The following is a 17,875-nucleotide window of genomic DNA, read 5'->3' on the forward strand; positions in this document are numbered from 1 at the left end:
GTCCGGACCGGACGGCGCCCCCGCTGTCGTACGAAGGGAAGTACGGGACCCGCGGCCGGGCTAGAACTTGTTCCGGGGCGTGATCCCGAGCGACAGCCCCGAGAGACCGCGCTGCCTGCCGCCCAGCTTGCCCGCGATGGCCCGCAGGGCTGAGCCCGCGGGGGACTCCGGGTCGGTCAGGACGACCGGCTTGCCCTCGTCGCCGCCCTCGCGCAGCCGGACGTCGATCGGGATGGAGCCGAGCACCGGGACGTTGGCGCCGGTCGTGCGGGTGAGGCCCTCGGCCACCGACTGTCCGCCGCCCGTGCCGAAGACGTCGACCATCTCCCCGCAGTGCGGGCAGGGCAGACCGGACATGTTCTCGACCACGCCGACGATCTTCTGGTGCGTCTGGACGGCGATGGAGCCCGCCCGTTCGGCCACCTCGGCCGCCGCCTGCTGCGGGGTCGTCACGACCAGGATCTCGGCGTTCGGGACGAGCTGCGCCACGGAGATCGCGATGTCGCCGGTGCCCGGCGGGAGGTCGAGCAGCAGCACGTCCAGGTCGCCCCAGTACACGTCCGCCAGGAACTGCTGGAGCGCGCGGTGGAGCATCGGGCCGCGCCAGACGACCGGGGCGTTGCCCGGGGTGAACATGCCGATGGAGATGACCTTCACGCCGTGCGCGGACGGCGGCATGATCATGTTCTCGACCTGGGTGGGGCGGCCGTCCGCGCCCAGCATGCGCGGCACGCTGTGGCCGTAGATGTCGGCGTCGACCACGCCCACCTTGAGGCCGTCGGCCGCCATCGCCGCCGCCAGGTTCACCGTCACCGACGACTTGCCGACGCCGCCCTTGCCGGACGCGACCGCGTACACCCGGGTGAGCGAGCCCGGCTTGGCGAACGGGACCTCGCGCTCGGTCTGGCCGCCGCGCAGGGCGTTCGCCAGCTCCTTGCGCTGCTCGTCGCTCATGACGTCGAGGGTGACGTCGACGTGGGTGACGCCGTCGACCCGGGAGACCGCGTCGGTCACCCGCTGTGTGATCGTCTCGCGCATCGGGCAGCCGGAGACCGTCAGGTACACGGTGACCGCGACCGTCCCGTCCGCGTAGATCTCCACCGACTTCACCATCCCGAGTTCGGTGATGGGCCGGTTGATCTCGGGGTCGTTCACCGTCGCCAGTGCCTCGCGCACCGCGTCTTCGCTAGCCATAAGGACGATGGTACGGCGACCGACGGGGGCGCAGGTAAGCCCGTCACCGGTCTTCTACGTCACGTCCCCGCGACCGTTCTGCCGGGAATACGGCATGTTCGCGATGCCCGTCCCGCCGCTCCTCCAGTTCCTTGACCACGTCCTGGAGCTCCGAGCGGATCCAGTCCCGGGTCGCGACCTCGCCGAGACGGATCCGCAGGGCGGCGATCTCCCGGGTCAGATACTCGGTGTCGGCGATGGATCGCTCGTTCTGCTTGCGGTCCTGCTCCAGGTTGACCCGGTCGCGGTCGTCCTGCCGGTTCTGCGCGAGCAGGATCAGCGGGGCCGCGTAGGAGGCCTGGAGCGACAGCATCAGGGTCAGGAAGATGAAGGGGTAGTTGTCGAAGCGCAGGTCGCGCGGGGCGAAGATGTTCCACAGGACCCAGACGATGATGACGATCGTCATCCAGACGATGAACCGCCCGGTGCCCAGGAAACGCGCGATGCGCTCCGACAGCCGCCCGAAGGCCTCCGGGTCCCACTCGGGCAGGATCCGGTGCCGGGGCGACCGCGGCTGGTCCAGCCGGGCCCGTGGGCGGCTGGTCGCCGTGGCGCCGACCGGGGCGCGCTCGGCGCGCCCGGTCTCGCGGTCGGGAGTCATGCGGGGCCCACCTCCTCGGTCGTGTCCTCGTCGAGGTGGAACTCCGTCTCCCGCCAGTCCTCCGGCAGCATGTGGTCCAGGACGTCGTCCACGGTCACCGCGCCCAGCAGCGAGCCCGCCTCGTCCACGACGGGCGCCGCGACCATGTCGTAGGTCGCGAAGAACCCGGCGACGACCGGCAGCGCCGCGTCCGGCGCCAGGGCCTGGAGATCGTCGTCGAGCATCGAACTGACCAGCGTGTACGGGGGGTCGCGCAGCAGGCGCTGGAAGTGGACCGTGCCGAGGTACTTGCCGGTCGGGGTCTCGTCGGGCGGGCGGCAGACGTAGACCTGGGCGGCGAGGGCGGGGGAGAGGTCGCGGTTGCGCACCCGCGCGAGGGCGTCGGCGACGGTGGAGTCGGGGCGCAGGATGATCGGCTCGGTGGTCATCAGCCCGCCCGCCGTGTGCTCCTCGTACGACAGCAGGCGCCGCATGTCGGCCGCGTCCTCGGGCTGCATCAGGCTCAGCAGCCGCTCCTGGTCCTGCTCCGGGAGCTCGGAGAGCAGGTCGGCCGCGTCGTCGGGGTCCATGGCCTCCAGGACGTCCGCCGCGCGCTCCTCCTTCAGCTTGCCGAGGATCTCGATCTGGTCGTCCTCCGGGAGCTCTTCGAGGACGTCGGCGAGACGGTCGTCGTCGAGGGCGGCGGCGACCTCGGCGCGCCGCTTCGGCGACAGATGGTGCAGGACGTTGGCGAGGTCGGCGGGGCGCAGCTGCTCGAAGGTGGCGAGGAGGCTCTCCGCGCCCTGTCCGTGCTCCTCCAGCGAGAACCCGGTGACCGCCGACCACTCCACGGTCAGCGTCTCGCCCTTCGCCCGCCGGAAGGCGGTCGCCTTCTTCCCCTTGCGCACGAAGACCCGGTCGAGCTCCCAGTCCCGGCGGGCCGGCAGCTGCTGCACCGACACGTCGAGGACGGTGACCTCCTCGCCGGTCTCGCCGAGCGTGACGCGCCGGTCGAGCAGCTCGCCGAAGACGAGACGCTCGGTGGGCCGCTGCTCGAAGCGGCGGACGTTGAGCACGCCGGTGGTGATGACCTGACCGGACTCGATGCCGGTGACCCGGGTCATGGGCAGGAAGATGCGGCGCCGCGTGGACAGTTCGACGACCAGCCCGAGCACCCTCGGCGGCCGCCGCCGCACCCGCAGCATGACGACCAGATCGCGCACCCGCCCCACCTGGTCGCCGCTCGGGTCGAAGACCGGAACGCCGGAGAGGTGCGACACGAAGATCCGCGGGGCGCCCGCTGCCATGACCGCACCTCCTTCTTCTTCCGTACTGCCGTCAGTGCTGTTGCCGCTGATGTTCTTTTCCCAATTGCCCGCTCGTGCGGGCTTCAGGCTAGCCCGTCCCGATCGGATCCGCCCTGGTGGGCGGTCCGGACGGACCGGCTCCGCTCGCCCACCGCGACCCCGGTACGCTGCCGTACGCCGCTCGGCACACCCCCGCAGAAAGGCGGCCTTCTCCGTGACTGCGATTCCCCAGGGCCGAACTCGCCGCGCCTCGCTGGTGAGCGCGATGTGCGCACTGGTCGTGGGCATGGGACTCACGGGGTGCAGCGAGGATCCGGACGCGGGCACGAACGGGGTGGGCAAGCTGTCCGCCGCGCAGATCCAGTCGAAGGCGAAGACGGCCGCCGGCGCCGTGGACGCGGTGCGGTTGTCCGGGAGCGTGGTCACCAGCGGGCACACGTACAAGCTGGACATGAGCCTGAAGGCGGACGGCGGCACCGGGTCGGTCACCGCGGAGGGGGCCACCTTCCACCTGCTGCGGGTCGGCGAGCAGCTGTACCTGAAGGCCGACGCGGCGTTCTGGAACAACGAGGACGGCAAGTCCGGCGACGACGGTTCGGACACGGCGGCCGCCGACAAACTCGACGGCAAGTACGTGAAGGTGCCGACGGGCGACCCCTCGTACAAGAGGTTCAGCGGCTTCACGGACAAGGACCTCCTCCTCGACGGTCTGCTGACGCTGCACGGCTCGCTGGCCACCGACGGCCACCACGAGCAGTCCGGCGTCCGTACGATCCGCATCACCGGCGACGGCGGCTCCGGCGGCAAGCTGGACGTGTCGCTGGAGGGCAAGCCCTACCCGCTGCGCCTGGAGCGCGCCGGAGGAGCCGGAACGCTGAGTTTCTCCTCCTGGGGCAAGGACTTCGCTCTGAGGGAACCGGCGAAGGACGAGACGGTGGACTACGGGAAGCAGCTCCCGACCTCGTGAGCCGCCGCTCGCGGAACCGGCTGCTCGCGGCATCGGTCAGGCGCGTTTGCGCTTGCGCAGCAGCAGCTTCGGCAGCCCCGCCGGCGCCGGCTCTCGCGTGGTGGCGGGCGAGGGTACGGGCCGTGCCGCCAGATCCCCGTCGGGCAGGGGCAGCGTGGCCCCCGTCGGCTCCAGGCGGAGCACCCGGCACTCGCGCGCCCAGCGCCCGGTCATCGCCTCGCCGTCGGGCGCGTTCAGCCGCTTGCCCTTGAGCTCGGCGACGGCCGCCTGCCACGCCTCGGAGCCGGGCGCGAGGGGCACGACCTTCGCCGCCCAGGAGACCAGCCGGCCGCCCTTGTCCTTGCTGCGGACGGTGACCTCGGCCGAGCCGCCCTCGGTCAGTCCGGTCAGCGGCTGCTCCCCCGGCCCGTCGCCGACGACACAGACCGCGCCCTCGTGCCACACGTGCCACAGCGCACGCGCGGCCGGTTCGCCGGCGCCCCGGACCCAGACGAGGCCGGACTTCTTGGTGGCCTCCTCGACGAGGGCCTGGTCGAGCAGCAGCTCTCTTGTCATGGGTTCACCCTAGCCAGCCGGTGCCGGGGCCCTCACAGCCAGCCGTTGCGCTTCAGCGTGCGGTGGATGCCGACACAGAGCGCCACCATGGCCGACATGACCACGGGATAGCCGAACTTCCAGTGCAGTTCCGGCATGTAGTCGAAGTTCATCCCGTACACCCCGCACACCATCGTCGGTACGGCGATGATGGCGGCCCAGGACGTGATCTTCCGCATGTCCTCGTTCTGCGCGACGGACGCCTGCGCGAGGTTGGCCTGGAGGATCGAGTTGAGCAGTTCGTCGAAGCCGATGACCTGCTCCTGGACCCGGGCGAGGTGGTCGGCCACGTCCCGGAAGTACTTCTGGATGTCGGGGTCGACCAGCCGCATCGGCCGCTCGCTCAGCAGCTGCATCGGCCGCAGCAGCGGCGACACCGCACGCTTGAACTCCAGTACCTCACGCTTGAGTTGGTAGATCCGGCCGGCGTCCGTGCCGCGCGGGGAGCCCTTGCGTCCCGGCGAGAACACCTCCGTCTCGACCTCGTCGATGTCGTCCTGGACGGCGTCCGCGACCGCGATGTAACCGTCGACGACGTGGTCGGCGATGGCGTGCAGCACCGCCGAGGGGCCCTTGGCGAGCAGCTCGGGGTCGTCCTGGAGGCGGTGGCGCAGCGCGCGCAGCGAGCCCTGGCCGCCGTGCCGGACGGTGATGAAGAAGTCCTTGCCGGTGAAGCACATGACCTCACCGGTCTCGACGACCTCGCTGTTGGCCGTGAGCCGGTCGTGCTCGATGTAGTGGATGGTCTTGAAGACCGTGAAGAGGGAGTCGTCGTAGCGCTCCAGCTTGGGCCGCTGGTGCGCCTGCACGGCGTCCTCCACGGCCAGCGGGTGCAACCCGAACTCGCTGGCGATACCGGCGAATTCGGCCTCGGTCGGCTCGTGCAGGCCGATCCACACGAAGCCTCCGTCGCGCCGCACCCGGCGCATGGCCTCCTGCGGGGTCGGCGGCTGCGTGTACGCGACGCGCGAGCCGTCGCGGTAGACCGCGCAGTCGACGACGGCCGACGGCGTCGCGGGGTCGCGGGTGGTGTCGTAGGCGCCGGTGTCCGTGCGCCCGCCCCCCTTGCGCAGGGAGGGACGGGCCGGGCGGACAACGGCACGGAGGTCGCGGATCATCGACATGGCAGGCTCCTTCGCGACTAGCAAAGAAAGACCGCCACGACGGGTGGAACTGCCCGGAATGAGGACGTCCTGCGTGCGGAGGTTTGGCACGTCCACAAAGCGGGGAGCACCGCTCCGTCGCGGTGGCGAGCTTCGCTACTGAATCAGACCGGAGAGATCTGGCGGATCAGACAGATCGAGCAGATCAGGTGAAAAAGGAAACGAAGTGCTCTTCCGCATGAAGATGAGCGCGAGAGATGGCGACCAGCCGGGGGCCAAGAAGCCGGAGCAGCTGCGTCAGCGGCAGGAAGAGCGAGTGGTACTGCACGGGTGACTTCGATCCATGACAGCCCCACCTCCTCCAGCCGGTCCCTCGTAAGGGAGTCTCGTCTGCGTCGGGGCAAGAGTCGCGACTCCCCCAGTGCCCTAAAAGCCTGGGGGGACCCCCATCTGCGTGTTGCCCCGAACCACCGGGCCAGAATAGCAGTCGACTGAAGTGTCAAGGCGCTGCTTTGCCCCGCACTGACGAGTTCTATGCTCGCCGCATGGTTGATGTTCTTCCTCTGGTCGAGGCCCGTCTGCGCAGCGCGCTGGGCGAGCCGGACGCCCGTGCCGCGGTCACCTTCCTCGGTACGGACCGCCTCGAGGTGCTGCGTTTCCACGAGGGCGACGTCGTCCGCTACGCCACGCTCGGCATGTCCGCGCAGCCGATGAGCGATCCGACGGCGATGCTCGCCGATCCGGTCGCGGGGCCGCGTGCCGAGCTGGTGCTGTCCGTCAGGTCCGGCGCGTCCGACACCGACAAGGTGCTCCGTCCGCTGGCCGTGCTCGCCGCGTCCCCGCAGGTCGAGGGCGTGGTCGTGGCTCCCGGCAGCTCACTCGACGTGGGTGAACCCCTGTGGCCCGGCGCCCCGTTCACCTCGGTCCTGGTCGCCGAGCCGGGCGGTCTGGTCGAGGATCTCGACCTCGACGAGCCGCTCGATCCGGTCCGCTTCCTGCCCCTGCTCCCCATGACCCCCAACGAGGCCGCCTGGAAGCGCGTGCACGGCGCCCAGGCCCTCCAGGAGCGCTGGCTGACGAGCGGGACGGATCTCCGGGACCCGTCCCGGAGATCCGTCCCGCTCGATTGAGACCGGGGTGACCCATGTCACCAACTCTCGTGCGTCGCTCGTCGGTTGACGCCGGGTCGGCTCAGCCGGCGAAGACCGTGACCCCGTCCTCCGTCGCGTGCCTCGGCTGCAGCTCCTCGGCTTCGCGCGTGAGGGCCTTCCGCCGGACGACGACCACGACCGCGCCGAGCACCGCGGTGACCGCCGCGACGACGAACGGGACATGGATGTCGGTCCACTCCTCGATCTTCGGCGCGAAGTAGGGCGCGGCCGCGGCCGCGAACCACCGCACGAAGTTGTAGCCGGCGCTCGCCACCGGGCGAGGGGCGTCCGAGACACCGAGCGCCAGCTCGGTGTAGACGGTGTTGTTCACGCCGATGAACGCGCCCGACAGGATCGTGCAGACGATCGCCGTGGTGTGGTCGCCGTACCCGAGGGCGAACACGTCGACGGCGAGCAGCACCAGCGAGCCGCCGAGCACCTTCAGCGAGCCGAACCGCTCCTGGAGCCGCGGCGCCACGAGGACCGAGAAGACGGCGAGCAGCACGCCCCAGGCGAAGAACACCGCCCCCGACTTGTAGGGGGTCATGTTCAGCACGAACGGGGTGAAGGCCAGCACGGTGAAGAACGTGTAGTTGTAGAAGAACGCCGAGGCCGCCACGGAGGCGAGACCGCCGTGACCGAGCGCCTTGATCGGGTCCAGGACGGAGATCTTCCGGGCCGGCTTCGGCTGGTCCTTCAGGAACACCGTGATGCACAGGAAACCGATCGCCATCAGGAACGCGGTGCCGAAGAACGGGTAGCGCCAGCTGGCGTCGCCGAGCAGCGCGCCGAGCAGCGGTCCGCAGGCCATGCCGAGGCCGAGCGCGGACTCGTACAGCAGGATGGCGGCCGCGCTGCCGCCGGCCGCCGCGCCGACGATCACCGCGAGGGCGGTCGACACGAACAGCGCGTTGCCGAGCCCCCAGCCCGCCCGGAAGCCGACGAGTTCGCCGACCGAGCCCGAGGTACCCGCGAGAGCCGCGAAGGCGACGACGAGGGCGAGGCCGGCCAGCAGGGTCCTGCGGCCGCCGATCCGGCTGGAGACGAAACCGGTGACCAGCATCGCGAACGCGGTGATCAGGAAGTACGAGGTGAAGAGCAGGGAGACCTGGCCGGCCGTGGCGTCCAGCCCCTGGGCGATGGACGGCAGGATCGGGTCGACGAGGCCGATGCCCATGAAGGCGACGACGGACGCGCCGGCCGTCGCCCACACCGCCTTCGGCTGCCGCAGGATGCTTCCGGCTCCCGCATCGAATGGGTCCATGGTTCCGCTCACCCCTCGAAGGTAGTTGGTATATACACATGATAAGTTAGATCGCCTAATTAATGCAAGCTACATGCAAACCTTCCGGGCAAGTCACTTCCGTCCGGACGGGTGATCGTCCTTGACGTGGGCGTGCTCGGGTAGGACCGTGGGGCTCTATGAGGGGCGAACCCAGTTGCCCGAAGTGTGGTGGCCGGGTCAGGGCTCCCGGACTCTTCGCCGATTCCTGGCAGTGCGATGTGCACGGGACGGTGCATCCGCTTCAGCCCGTGATCCCGCCCAGCGTCGAGGCCCTCAGCGTCGTCGTGCACCGCACGCAGGTGCCGGTGTGGATGCCGTGGCCGCTGCCTGTCGGCTGGCTCTTCACGGGCGTCACGTACGCGGGGGACGACCGCAGCGGGGGCCGCGCCACCGCGGTGGCCTGCTCCGGGCCGGGCCCGCTCGGCGGTATGGGTGAGCTGATCCTGGTCGCCGAGGAGCTGGGCGTCGGACTCGGCGCCCGTTACGCCGGTGTCGACGGGCCGGACCCGGGCCCGTACATGAGCGTCGAGAAACCCCCGCAGGCAAAGGTCCTGGCCGCCGGCCGTCCGACCCCGCTCTGGCATGTCTCCGCCACCCCGGACGACCGGGCCGTCTTCGCGGGGGAGGCGCGCGGGCTGTGGCTGTGGGCGGTGGTGTGGCCCGAGCAGTCCGGGCTGCTGATGTACGACGAGCTGGTGCTCACGGATCTGCGGGACGCGGGGGCCGAGCTGGAACTGGTGCCGTGCGGGGCGCTGTCGCCGCGGCTGCTCAAGCCTTAGCGTTCCGCTGGTCGATCGGTGGCGCGTCGGGGTGGCGGTCCTGGCCGTCCGCCGCGCCGTCGTGGCCGGTCGCGCAGTTCCCCGCGCCCCTGGAGGGTTGCCGTTGTCGTACGCGTGGCGCAGCCCGGGTGGTTGGTTGCCGGTGCCGTACGTGTGGCGCGCCCCCGAGGGGTTCGGTGGCGCGCGTGTAGGGGGTGCTCGGGGCTTTTGGGTGTGACAGGGGTGGGCTGATTACCGGCTATGCTGAAGCGTCCCCTTCCGTCCCGTCCCCGCCTGGAGCTCGCGTCGTGCGCATCGATCTGCACTGCCACTCCACGGCCTCCGACGGTACGGACACCCCGGCCGAACTGGTCCGCAACGCGGGTGCCGCCGGTCTGGACGTCGTCGCGCTGACCGATCACGACACCACGCGTGGATACGCCGAGGCCGTCGCCGCGCTGCCGCCGGGGCTCACCCTCGTGACCGGCGCCGAGCTGTCCTGCCGTGTCGACGGCATCAGCATGCACATGCTGGCCTATCTGTTCGACCCCGAGGAGCCCGCCCTGCTCGCCGAGCGTGAGCTGGTGCGGGACGACCGGGTGCCGCGGGCGCGGGGAATGGTCGCCAGGCTCAACGAGCTGGGCGTCCCCGTCACCTGGGAGCAGGTCGCGCGGATCGCTGGGGAGGGGTCTGTCGGGCGGCCGCATGTCGCCACCGCCCTGGTCGAACTCGGCGTCGTACCGACCGTGAACGACGCCTTCACCGGGAACTGGCTGGCCGACGGCGGCCGGGCCCATGTCGCGAAGCACGAGACCGATCCCTTCGAGGCGATCCGGCTGGTCAAGGGCGCCGGCGGGGTCACCGTCTTCGCGCACCCGAGCGCGAGCAAGCGCGGCCGCACGGTGCCGGAGTCCGTGATCGCCGAGCTGGCGGCCGCCGGTCTCGACGGCATCGAGGTCGACCACATGGACCACGACACGCACACCCGCGCGCGGCTGCGCGGCCTCGCCGCCGAGCTGGGGCTGCTGGTCACCGGCTCGTCGGACTACCACGGCAGCCGCAAGACCTGCGTGCTCGGCGAGTACACGACCGACCCCGAGGTGTACGGGGAGATCACCCGGCGCGCCACCGGCGCGTTCCCGGTGCCGGGCACCGGCGGGGCCTGAGGCTCACCTCCGCCCGCCCCGGTCCGCCCCCTTTCCCGCAAGGCTCCTGTACTGATGTTCGACGTCGCCGTCTTCGGCTCCCTCTTCCTCACCCTTTTCGTCATCATGGATCCCCCCGGGATCACCCCGATCTTCCTCGCGCTGACCGCCGGACGTCCCGGCAAGGTGCAGAAGCGGATGGCCTTCCAGGCGGTCTGTGTGGCCGGCGGCGTGATCACCGTCTTCGGTCTCCTCGGGCACCAGATCCTCGACTATCTGCATGTCTCCGTCCCCGCGCTGATGATCGCGGGCGGGCTGCTGCTCCTGCTGATCGCACTCGACCTGCTCACCGGCAAGACCGACGAGCCGAAGCAGACCAAGGACGTCAACGTCGCGCTCGTCCCGCTGGGCATGCCGCTGCTGGCCGGGCCCGGTGCGATCGTGTCCGTCATCCTCGCCGTGCAGAAGGCCGACAGTGCGGCGATGCAGGTGTCGGTCTGGGTGGCCATCCTCGCCATCCATGTCGTGCTGTGGCTGGTGATGCGCTACTCGCTGCTGATCATCCGGGTCATCAAGGACGGCGGCGTGGTCCTGGTGACGCGGCTCGCGGGCATGATGCTCTCCGCGATCGCCGTGCAGCAGATCATCAACGGGATCACCCAGGTGATCCGGGCCGGCTGACCGGACCCCGGCACGCGCAGAGCCCCTCACGGCATCGCCGTGGGGGGCTCTGAAATCTGTAAGGGTCGGGATCCGTGTTACGAGGCCGAGGTGTCGGCCGGACGGATCCACAACCGCTGCCCGATGGCGGCGGCCTGCTGAACGATCCGGTTGACGGAGGCGGCGTCCACGACGGTGCAGTCCACGGCCGTGCCGTCGACGTCGTCGAGTCGCATGATTTCGAAGCGCATTGGCTTCTCCCTTCGTCTGGTCATCCTCCTGAGGAGAACTACTTGGTTACACAGGGAGTCAACGGGATGCGTGTTACAAACATTCCCTACGCTAAAGAAATTTTTCGAACGGCTAATTACTAACGAGTAAGAGAGTTCGGGCAGGGTTCGGGCGGAGACTGAACGGGACCGGTTGTGTTCGCAGCGTGACCACCGGAACAATGGAGTCGATGAACGACGACCTCCCGGCCCTCGCCGACCGTATCGACCGCACGAACGAGCTGCTGACACGCATGCTCGCCGAGGTGGCCAAGACACCCTCGACCCACGCGATCTTCGTCGACGCGGGGTACCTGTACGCGGCCGCGGGGCGCCTGGTGGCCGGGACCGAGGACCGCCGGGCCTTCGACCTCGACGCCGAGGGCCTGATCGAGGCGCTCATCGACCGCGCCCGCTCGATCTTCGCCGACAGCCGGCTGCTGCGCGTCTACTGGTACGACGGCGCCCGGCGCCGCATCCACACCTCCGAACAGCAGTCCATCGCCGAACTTCCGGACGTGAAGGTGCGGTTGGGCAACCTGAACGCCAACAACCAGCAGAAGGGCGTCGATTCGCTGATCCGGACCGACCTGGAGTCCCTGGCCCGGCACCGGGCCATCAGCGACGCGGCTCTGCTGGGCGGCGACGAGGACCTTGTCTCCGCGGTGGAGGCCGCGCAGGGGTACGGCGCCCGTGTGCACCTCTGGGGCATCGAGGCGCCGGAAGGCCGCAACCAGGCCGAGCCGTTGCTCTGGGAGGTCGACAGCCAGCGCACCCTCGACCTCGACTTCTTCAAGCCGTACGTGTCACGGCGCACCGCCCCGGCCTACGAGGGGCCCGGCGCGAACCGGCCCAGCCGCGAGACCGTCCGCTTCGTCGGTGCGCAGGTGGCGGCCAAGTGGCTGGCGGCGCGGGGCAGGGAGTCGCTGGCCGAGCTGCTGCCGGGCCACCCCTACCTGCCCGGCTCCGTCGACCAGGACCTTCTCGTGGAGGCGGAAGGCATCCTCCAGTACTCCCTGCGCGGCCAGGCCGACCTGAGACGCGCCCTGCGGGACGGCTTCTGGGAGCACGTACAGACGCAGTACTAGGGCGCGACCCGCAGGACAGGCCCTAATGCCGGAGGTGACGGTCCCAGAAGTCGGCGAGCGCGTGGGCCGTCGGCAGCGGCTGCTCCTGGTTCGGCGAGTGCTCGGCGCCCGGCACGACCGTCCGGTGCGCCCGCAGCTCCACGGCCATGTCGTCGAGGAGGGACACCGGCCAGGTGTCGTCCCTCGCACCCGACAGGACATGGAACGGCAGCGGAACGCCGGCGAGTTCACCGACCCGGTTCGGCTCCACGCACAACTGGCGCCCGGTCACCAGGAGTTGGGCGGGCTTGTGGTTCAGCCAGCGCTGCCGCAACAGCTCCGGCGCGGCGGAGCCGCGGGCCGGGCCGCCGACCTCCTCCGGCGGCCCCATCGCCAGGATCGCCTCCCACACCTCCGGCATCGACATCACCGCGAGCGCGTCGTGCAGCAGCTTCACACGCTGCTTCTGCGAGTCCGAGATCTCGGCCGGGCCCGAGGCGACGAGCGTGAACGACACGAAGGGGGAGTGGTCGAGAAGGACGGCGGCACGGGCGATCTGACCGCCGAGGGAGTGCCCCACCAGGTGCACAGGGGTGTCGAGGGCCGCCGCCTGCGCCAGCACATCCCGTGCCAACTCCTCGCGCGCGTAAGCGGATTCGTCTTCGGCCGGCCCGTCGGACTCGTTCTGCCCCCGCCCGTCCACGGCGATGGCGCGGTAGCCGCGGGCCGCGAGCGGCTCGTGCATCCGGTGGAAGTCCTCCTTGCTCCCGGTGAAGCCGGGCATCAGCAGCGCGACACCCCGCTGCTCGACGCCGGCGGGCACGGGCGCGTCGACGACGGCGAACTCACCGCGCTCGGTCCGCAGCTGATACGAGAGCGCGCCGGCGGGCGGCGGGAAGGGGCTGCTGGTGCTGGGCCTGGTCACGCCCCGAGGCTACCGGGAGGGCACACCGCGCGCCGTCGGTGGGACCTCTGCCGGGAACGCCGACGGCCCGGCCCCTCGTCGAGGAGGGACCGGGCCGTCGGGCCGTCATGCCAGGCCGTCGATCAGCTGTCCGCGGGCTCCGCGGCGGCCGTCGCCTTGCGGGTGCGACGCACCTTCGGCTTCGCCTCCGCCGTGTCGACCGCGGTCTCGGCCTCGGCCTCGGCCTGGGCCGGGGCGGTGGCGGCGGTCTTGCGGGTGCGGCGCGGCTTGGTGGCTTCCGCTTCCTGGGTGGCCTGGGCCGGGATGTCGGCCGTGGTGGCCGTCGTCTCGGGCGCGGTGGCCTTACGGGTGCGGCGGGGCTTGGTCTCCGCGACCTCGGCCGTGTCGACGGCGGCTTCGGCCGGGGCCGCGGCTGCCGTCTTGCGGGTGCGACGCGGCTTGACCGCAGCCGCGGCGGCCGCGGCGGCCTCCGCGATCGGCTCCGAAGCCGTGGCCGTGGCGGCGGTCCTGCGGGTGCGGCGCGGCTTGGTCTCCGCGACCTCGGCCGTGTCGACCCCGACCTCGGCCGGAGCCGCTGCCTTACGGGTGCGACGCGGCTTGGCCTCGGGCTCGACGACCGCCGGTGCCTCGACGACCGCCGCGGCAGCCGTCTTGCGGGTGCGGCGCGGCTTGGCCTCGGTGGCCTCCACCGCGTCCGTGGTGGCTTCGGCCGGGACCGTCGCCTTGCGCGTGGCGCGGCGGCGCGGCTTGGCCTCCGTACCCTCCGCCGTGTCGACCGCGGTCTCGGCCTCGGCCTGGGCCGGGGCGGTGGCGGCGGTCTTGCGGGTGCGGCGCGGCTTGGTGGCTTCCGCTTCCTGGGTGGCCTGGGCCGGGATGTCGGCCGTGGTGGCCGTCGTCTCGGGCGCGGTGGCCTTACGGGTGCGGCGGGGCTTGGTCTCCGCGACCTCGGCCGTGTCGACGGCGGCTTCGGCCGGGGCCGCGGCTGCCGTCTTACGGGTGCGACGCGGCTTGACCACGGTCTCGGCGGTGGCGACGGCCGCGGTGGCCTCCGGCGCCTCGACGGCCTCGACCACGGCTTCGGCCGGAGCCGTCGCCTTACGGGTGCGGCGGCGCGGCCTGGTCTCCGTCGCCTCCGCCGTGTCGACGGCGGCCTCGGCCGCGGGGGCCTCGACGGCCGGCAGCTCCGTCACCGTGGCCGGTGCGGTCTGCGCGGTCTCCGCGGTCTTGCGGGTACGGCGGCGGCGCGGCGCGGCCGGGGTCTCCACAGCGGTCTCCGGGGCGGTGCCCTCGGCGGTCGCCACGGCCGCTTCCGCGGCCTCGGCGACGGGCTCGACAGTCGCCGCGCCGGCCGGCACGGCCGTCACGACGGCGGAGTCCTGCGCGGACCCGTTGCGGGTACGGCGCCGACGGCGCGGAGTGCGCGGGCCGGCGGTCTCCTCCGTCACGGGCGTCGGCTCGGCCACGGGGGCCTGCTCGGCAGCCGTGGTCCCGGCGGGCGTCGCGTCGAGCGGCGAGCCGTTGCGCGTACGACGACGGCGACGGGGGGTACGGGCCGAACGCTCGCGCTCGTCGGAGCGCTCTGCGGTCCGCTCGTCGGAACGGATCTCGGAGCGGGTCTCGGAGCGGGTCTCGGAGCGGCCACCGCGACCGCCCCGGTCACCACGGCCACCTCGGTCACCACGACCGCCCCGGTCACCACGACCGCGCGCTCCGCGGCCGCCCGGCTCGCCGAGGTCCTCGACCTCCTCCGCGTCGAGCCCGGCGCGGGTGCGCTCCGAGCGCGGCAGAACACCCTTGGTGCCCGCGGGGATGCCGAGTTCCTCGAAGAAGTGCGGAGAGGTGGAGTACGTCTCCGGCGGGTCGCTGAACTGGAGCTCCAGCGCCTTGTTGATGAGCTGCCAGCGCGGGATGTCGTCCCAGTCGACCAGCGTGACCGCGATGCCCTTGGCGCCCGCGCGGCCGGTGCGGCCGATGCGGTGCAGGTACGTCTTCTCGTCCTCGGGGGACTGGTAGTTGATGACGTGCGTGACGCCTTCGACGTCGATGCCGCGGGCGGCCACGTCGGTGCAGACGAGGACGTCGACCTTGCCGTTGCGGAAGGCGCGCAGCGCCTGCTCACGGGCGCCCTGGCCGAGGTCGCCGTGGACCGCGCCGGAGGCGAAGCCGCGCTGCTGGAGCTGGTCGGCCAGGTCGGCGGCGGTGCGCTTGGTACGGCAGAACACCATGACCAGGCCGCGGCCCTCGGCCTGCAGGATGCGCGAGACCATCTCGGGCTTGTCCATGTTGTGCGCGCGGTACACGTGCTGCTTGGTGTTCGCGACGGTCCTGCCCGCGTCGTCCGGCGACGTGGCGTTGATGTGCGTGGGCTGCGACATGTAGCGGCGGGCGAGGCCGATGACCGCGCCCGGCATGGTCGCCGAGAACAGCATGGTCTGGCGCTTCGCCGGAAGCATGTTGATGATCTTCTCGACGTCGGGCAGGAAGCCCAGGTCGAGCATCTCGTCGGCCTCGTCCAGGACGAGCGACTTGATGTGCTTGAGGTCGAGCTTCTTCTGGCCCGCGAGGTCCAGCAGTCGGCCCGGGGTGCCGACGACCACGTCGACGCCCTTCTTGAGGGCCTCGACCTGGGGCTCGTAGGCCCGGCCGCCGTAGATGGCGAGGACGCGTACGTTGCGCACCTTGCCCGCGGTCAGCAGGTCGTTGGTGACCTGCGTGCACAGCTCGCGGGTGGGGACGACGATGAGCGCCTGCGGGGCGTCGGTGAGGTCCTCGGGCCGGGCGCGGCCCGCCTCGACGTCGGCGGGGACGGTCACGCGCTCGAGGAGCGGGAGTCCGAAGCCGAGCGTCTTGCCGGTGCCGGTCTTGGCCTGGCCGATGACGTCCGTGCCCGTCAGGGCCACGGGGAGCGTCATCTCCTGGATGGGGAAGGGACTGATGATGCCGACGGCCTCAAGGGCCTCGACGGTCTCGGAAAGGATGCCGAGCTCTCGGAACGTGGTAGTCAGGGTGCTGCCTCTTCTGTGTGCGCGGTGCGAGGCGAGCGTGGGGGTCGTGTCAGGACCGTGCCGGGGGACGACGGCTGCCTCACGGGCCAGCCGTCAGGACACGGGACCTCTGCCGACGCTCTAGCGCTCGTACCGCTGAGGGGGTCCCCTCCGGGTTGCCGTACGCACAGTGCCGTACGGGCGAGGAGGGCTGTCGGGTCGGAGCCGATCGGGCCACCGACCGGGCATCCTCATACAGTCGGCCCGTCGAATATTCGGCAGGCGCATTACCACCATACCCCGGAATCGCGCACACGCGATGGCCGATTCGGTCACGTTGTGGTTGTCACAGTGCCGGGGGTGGCCCCGTGCGTCTTCGTTCTCACACTGATTGACCAGGGACTTCCCCGGTGCGACGAGCGGGCTATTGTGCGCTTCATGACGACCTCTGACAAGCCTGAGAACACCACCACCGGCATCGCCGCCCAGGACTGGACGACGGCGTCGGCCGACCCGCAGTACCGGGCCGCGGTCGTGGATCTGCTGGGTGCACTGGCATACGGCGAGCTGGCGGCGTTCGAGCGGCTCGCGGAGGACGCCAAGCTGGCGCCCACGCTGGAGGACAAGGCAGAGCTGGCGAAGATGGCGTCGGCCGAGTTCCACCACTTCGAGCGGCTGCACAACCGGCTCACCGAGATCGGCGAGGAGCCGACGCGGGCGATGGAACCGTTCGTCGCCGCGCTCGACGGCTTCCACCGGCAGACGGCCCCGTCGGACTGGCTGGAGGGCCTTGTCAAGGCATACGTCGGCGACTCGATCGCCAGCGACTTCTACCGCGAGGTCGCGGTGCGCCTGGACACCGACAGCCGCGCCCTGGTGCTGGCCGTGCTCGACGACACCGGCCACGCCGGCTTCGCGGTGGACCGGGTGCGTGGTGCGATCGACGCGGACCCGCGCGTGGGCGGACGGCTCGCGCTGTGGGCGCGACGGCTGATGGGCGAGGCCCTGTCGCAGTCCCAGCGGGTGGTCGCGGACCGCGACGCGCTGTCGACGATGCTCGTGGGCGGTGTCGCGGACGGCTTCGACCTCGCCGAGGTCGGCCGGATGTTCTCCCGGATCACCGAGGCGCACACCAAGCGGATGGCGGCGCTGGGGCTGGCTGCCTAGTCGGTCTCGTCGGTCTCGTCGGCCTGGTCCCGCCGGCCGTCGCCGGGCTCAGGCCGGGGCCGACCGCCGGCGGAGTCGGCCGGCCGGGCGCAACAGCAGGGAGAGCGAGGCGGCGGAGACGATCGCCGCGCCGAGGAGACTCGCCAGGGCGGTGCCGGGGCCCAGCGCGCTGTGGGTGACGAAGTCGCCGAACAGGGCTCCCGCGACGCCCGTCGCGAGGACGAGGGTGCGGACCGGCAGCCGGTGGGAGAAGCGGTGGACCGCGGCCCACGCGAGCACGAGACCGAGCACAGCGGAGCCGAGCGCTTCCAAGATCATGAGGGTCCCTCCCGGACAGTGGGGCTTGTGCACCAAGGTCGTAGCCCGTCATACCCGTGACCTGCGGAATGCAATCCTCCTCCGTGGTCGAGTCGTGCTCCATCCGTGGAGAAGACGCTGACAGCGAAACCGCGGGGAGTCCGGCAGTGCGAACGGCCGGTGCTCAGAACGTCCGGCGGCCGCAACGTCCGGGGGTGAGGACGGAAGTGGGGGCCCGCGGCCCCAGGGGGGGCCGGGCCCCCCGCAGGGGGGGGCGAGCCAAGCGGCCGCGCCCCCCCGGGGCGGGGGGGGGGCCTGTTTCTGCGGCCCACTGTGCCTATTTACTTATTACTGGCGCCACTGCCGTCGGGTCAGCTCGGGTC

General features: G+C 71.3%; 17 protein-coding genes. 7 read left to right on the forward strand and 10 right to left on the reverse strand.

All coding sequences use genetic code 11. The features are described 5' to 3' along the window. Positions 1-60 precede the first annotated feature (60 nt). From ACFWBD_RS39790 to ACFWBD_RS39800, 3 genes are read right to left on the reverse strand one after another with little or no spacing between them, the layout of a single operon-like run. Positions 61-1,194, reverse strand: a complete 1,134-nt coding sequence (locus ACFWBD_RS39790) for an Mrp/NBP35 family ATP-binding protein (protein WP_385678563.1) — start codon at positions 1,192-1,194, stop codon at positions 61-63. 43 nt (positions 1,195-1,237) lie between these two features. After that, positions 1,238-1,834, reverse strand: a complete 597-nt coding sequence (locus tag ACFWBD_RS39795) for a DUF1003 domain-containing protein (RefSeq protein ID WP_385678565.1) — start codon at positions 1,832-1,834, stop codon at positions 1,238-1,240. Next, entirely contained in the window at positions 1,831-3,120 is a 1,290-nt protein-coding gene (locus ACFWBD_RS39800; protein ID WP_385678568.1) for a magnesium transporter MgtE N-terminal domain-containing protein, read from the reverse strand. The genes ACFWBD_RS39795 and ACFWBD_RS39800 overlap by 4 nt, the downstream gene beginning before the upstream one ends. 214 nt (positions 3,121-3,334) lie before the next feature. Between ACFWBD_RS39800 and ACFWBD_RS39805 the strand changes: the two genes are divergently transcribed. Further along, complete coding sequence (locus ACFWBD_RS39805; protein WP_385678571.1) at positions 3,335-4,087, forward strand: hypothetical protein; 753 nt, start codon at positions 3,335-3,337, stop codon at positions 4,085-4,087. Positions 4,088-4,123: 36 nt separating this feature from the next. On the opposite strand, the gene ACFWBD_RS39810 is transcribed toward ACFWBD_RS39805, so the two are convergent. Together ACFWBD_RS39810 and ACFWBD_RS39815 are read right to left on the reverse strand one after the other, a co-directional pair. After that, positions 4,124-4,642 carry a hypothetical protein gene (locus ACFWBD_RS39810; RefSeq protein ID WP_385678574.1) on the reverse strand — a complete coding sequence of 173 codons (519 nt, stop codon included), beginning with the start codon at positions 4,640-4,642 and terminating at the stop codon, positions 4,124-4,126. Positions 4,643-4,674: 32 nt separating this feature from the next. Further along, positions 4,675-5,805, reverse strand: a complete 1,131-nt coding sequence (locus ACFWBD_RS39815) for a magnesium and cobalt transport protein CorA (protein WP_385678577.1) — start codon at positions 5,803-5,805, stop codon at positions 4,675-4,677. Between the two features lie 524 nt (positions 5,806-6,329). On the opposite strand from ACFWBD_RS39815, the gene ACFWBD_RS39820 reads away from it, so the two are divergent. Continuing rightward, positions 6,330-6,914, forward strand: coding sequence for a suppressor of fused domain protein (locus ACFWBD_RS39820; protein ID WP_385678580.1), 585 nt, complete (start codon positions 6,330-6,332; stop codon positions 6,912-6,914). 61 nt (positions 6,915-6,975) lie between these two features. Here ACFWBD_RS39820 and ACFWBD_RS39825 read toward each other — a convergent pair whose 3' ends face one another. Beyond that, positions 6,976-8,199, reverse strand: coding sequence for an MFS transporter (locus tag ACFWBD_RS39825; protein ID WP_385678582.1), 1,224 nt, complete (start codon positions 8,197-8,199; stop codon positions 6,976-6,978). A gap of 158 nt (positions 8,200-8,357) precedes the next feature. Here ACFWBD_RS39825 and ACFWBD_RS39830 point away from each other — a divergent pair, with 158 nt between their 5' ends. The 3 genes from ACFWBD_RS39830 to ACFWBD_RS39840 all read left to right on the forward strand — a co-directional run bounded on the left by ACFWBD_RS39830 (position 8,358) and on the right by ACFWBD_RS39840 (position 10,804). Continuing rightward, positions 8,358-8,999, forward strand: a complete 642-nt coding sequence (locus tag ACFWBD_RS39830; RefSeq protein ID WP_028806532.1) for a DUF6758 family protein — start codon at positions 8,358-8,360, stop codon at positions 8,997-8,999. Between the two features lie 287 nt (positions 9,000-9,286). Beyond that, on the forward strand, positions 9,287-10,144 hold the full coding sequence (locus tag ACFWBD_RS39835; protein ID WP_385678585.1) for a PHP domain-containing protein: 858 nt from the start codon (positions 9,287-9,289) through the stop codon (positions 10,142-10,144). 54 nt (positions 10,145-10,198) lie between these two features. Continuing rightward, positions 10,199-10,804, forward strand: coding sequence for a MarC family protein (locus tag ACFWBD_RS39840; protein WP_020127905.1), 606 nt, complete (start codon positions 10,199-10,201; stop codon positions 10,802-10,804). 77 nt (positions 10,805-10,881) lie between these two features. Here ACFWBD_RS39840 and ACFWBD_RS39845 read toward each other — a convergent pair whose 3' ends face one another. Continuing rightward, positions 10,882-11,034 (reverse strand): hypothetical protein, encoded by a 153-nt coding sequence (locus ACFWBD_RS39845; protein ID WP_351761219.1) that lies wholly within the window; start codon positions 11,032-11,034, stop codon positions 10,882-10,884. Between the two features lie 209 nt (positions 11,035-11,243). Between ACFWBD_RS39845 and ACFWBD_RS39850 the strand changes: the two genes are divergently transcribed. Further along, positions 11,244-12,140: an NYN domain-containing protein gene (locus tag ACFWBD_RS39850; protein WP_385678598.1), complete on the forward strand. Its 897-nt coding sequence runs from the start codon at positions 11,244-11,246 to the stop codon at positions 12,138-12,140. Between the two features lie 22 nt (positions 12,141-12,162). Here ACFWBD_RS39850 and ACFWBD_RS39855 read toward each other — a convergent pair whose 3' ends face one another. Both ACFWBD_RS39855 and ACFWBD_RS39860 read right to left on the reverse strand, forming a co-directional pair. Next, positions 12,163-13,044, reverse strand: a complete 882-nt coding sequence (locus tag ACFWBD_RS39855; protein WP_385678588.1) for an alpha/beta fold hydrolase — start codon at positions 13,042-13,044, stop codon at positions 12,163-12,165. Positions 13,045-13,166: 122 nt separating this feature from the next. After that, positions 13,167-15,956 carry a DEAD/DEAH box helicase gene (locus ACFWBD_RS39860; protein WP_385678591.1) on the reverse strand — a complete coding sequence of 930 codons (2,790 nt, stop codon included), beginning with the start codon at positions 15,954-15,956 and terminating at the stop codon, positions 13,167-13,169. Between the two features lie 501 nt (positions 15,957-16,457). On the opposite strand from ACFWBD_RS39860, the gene ACFWBD_RS39865 reads away from it, so the two are divergent. Then, complete coding sequence (locus ACFWBD_RS39865) at positions 16,458-17,195, forward strand: ferritin-like fold-containing protein (protein ID WP_385678593.1); 738 nt, start codon at positions 16,458-16,460, stop codon at positions 17,193-17,195. Positions 17,196-17,243: 48 nt separating this feature from the next. Here ACFWBD_RS39865 and ACFWBD_RS39870 read toward each other — a convergent pair whose 3' ends face one another. Next, complete coding sequence (locus tag ACFWBD_RS39870; protein ID WP_385678596.1) at positions 17,244-17,513, reverse strand: hypothetical protein; 270 nt, start codon at positions 17,511-17,513, stop codon at positions 17,244-17,246. Between the last annotated feature and the right edge of the window lie 362 nt (positions 17,514-17,875).

The sequence above is a fragment of the Streptomyces sp. NPDC060002 genome, assembly GCF_042737245.1.
In the GTDB taxonomy this organism is placed as follows: domain Bacteria; phylum Actinomycetota; class Actinomycetes; order Streptomycetales; family Streptomycetaceae; genus Streptomyces.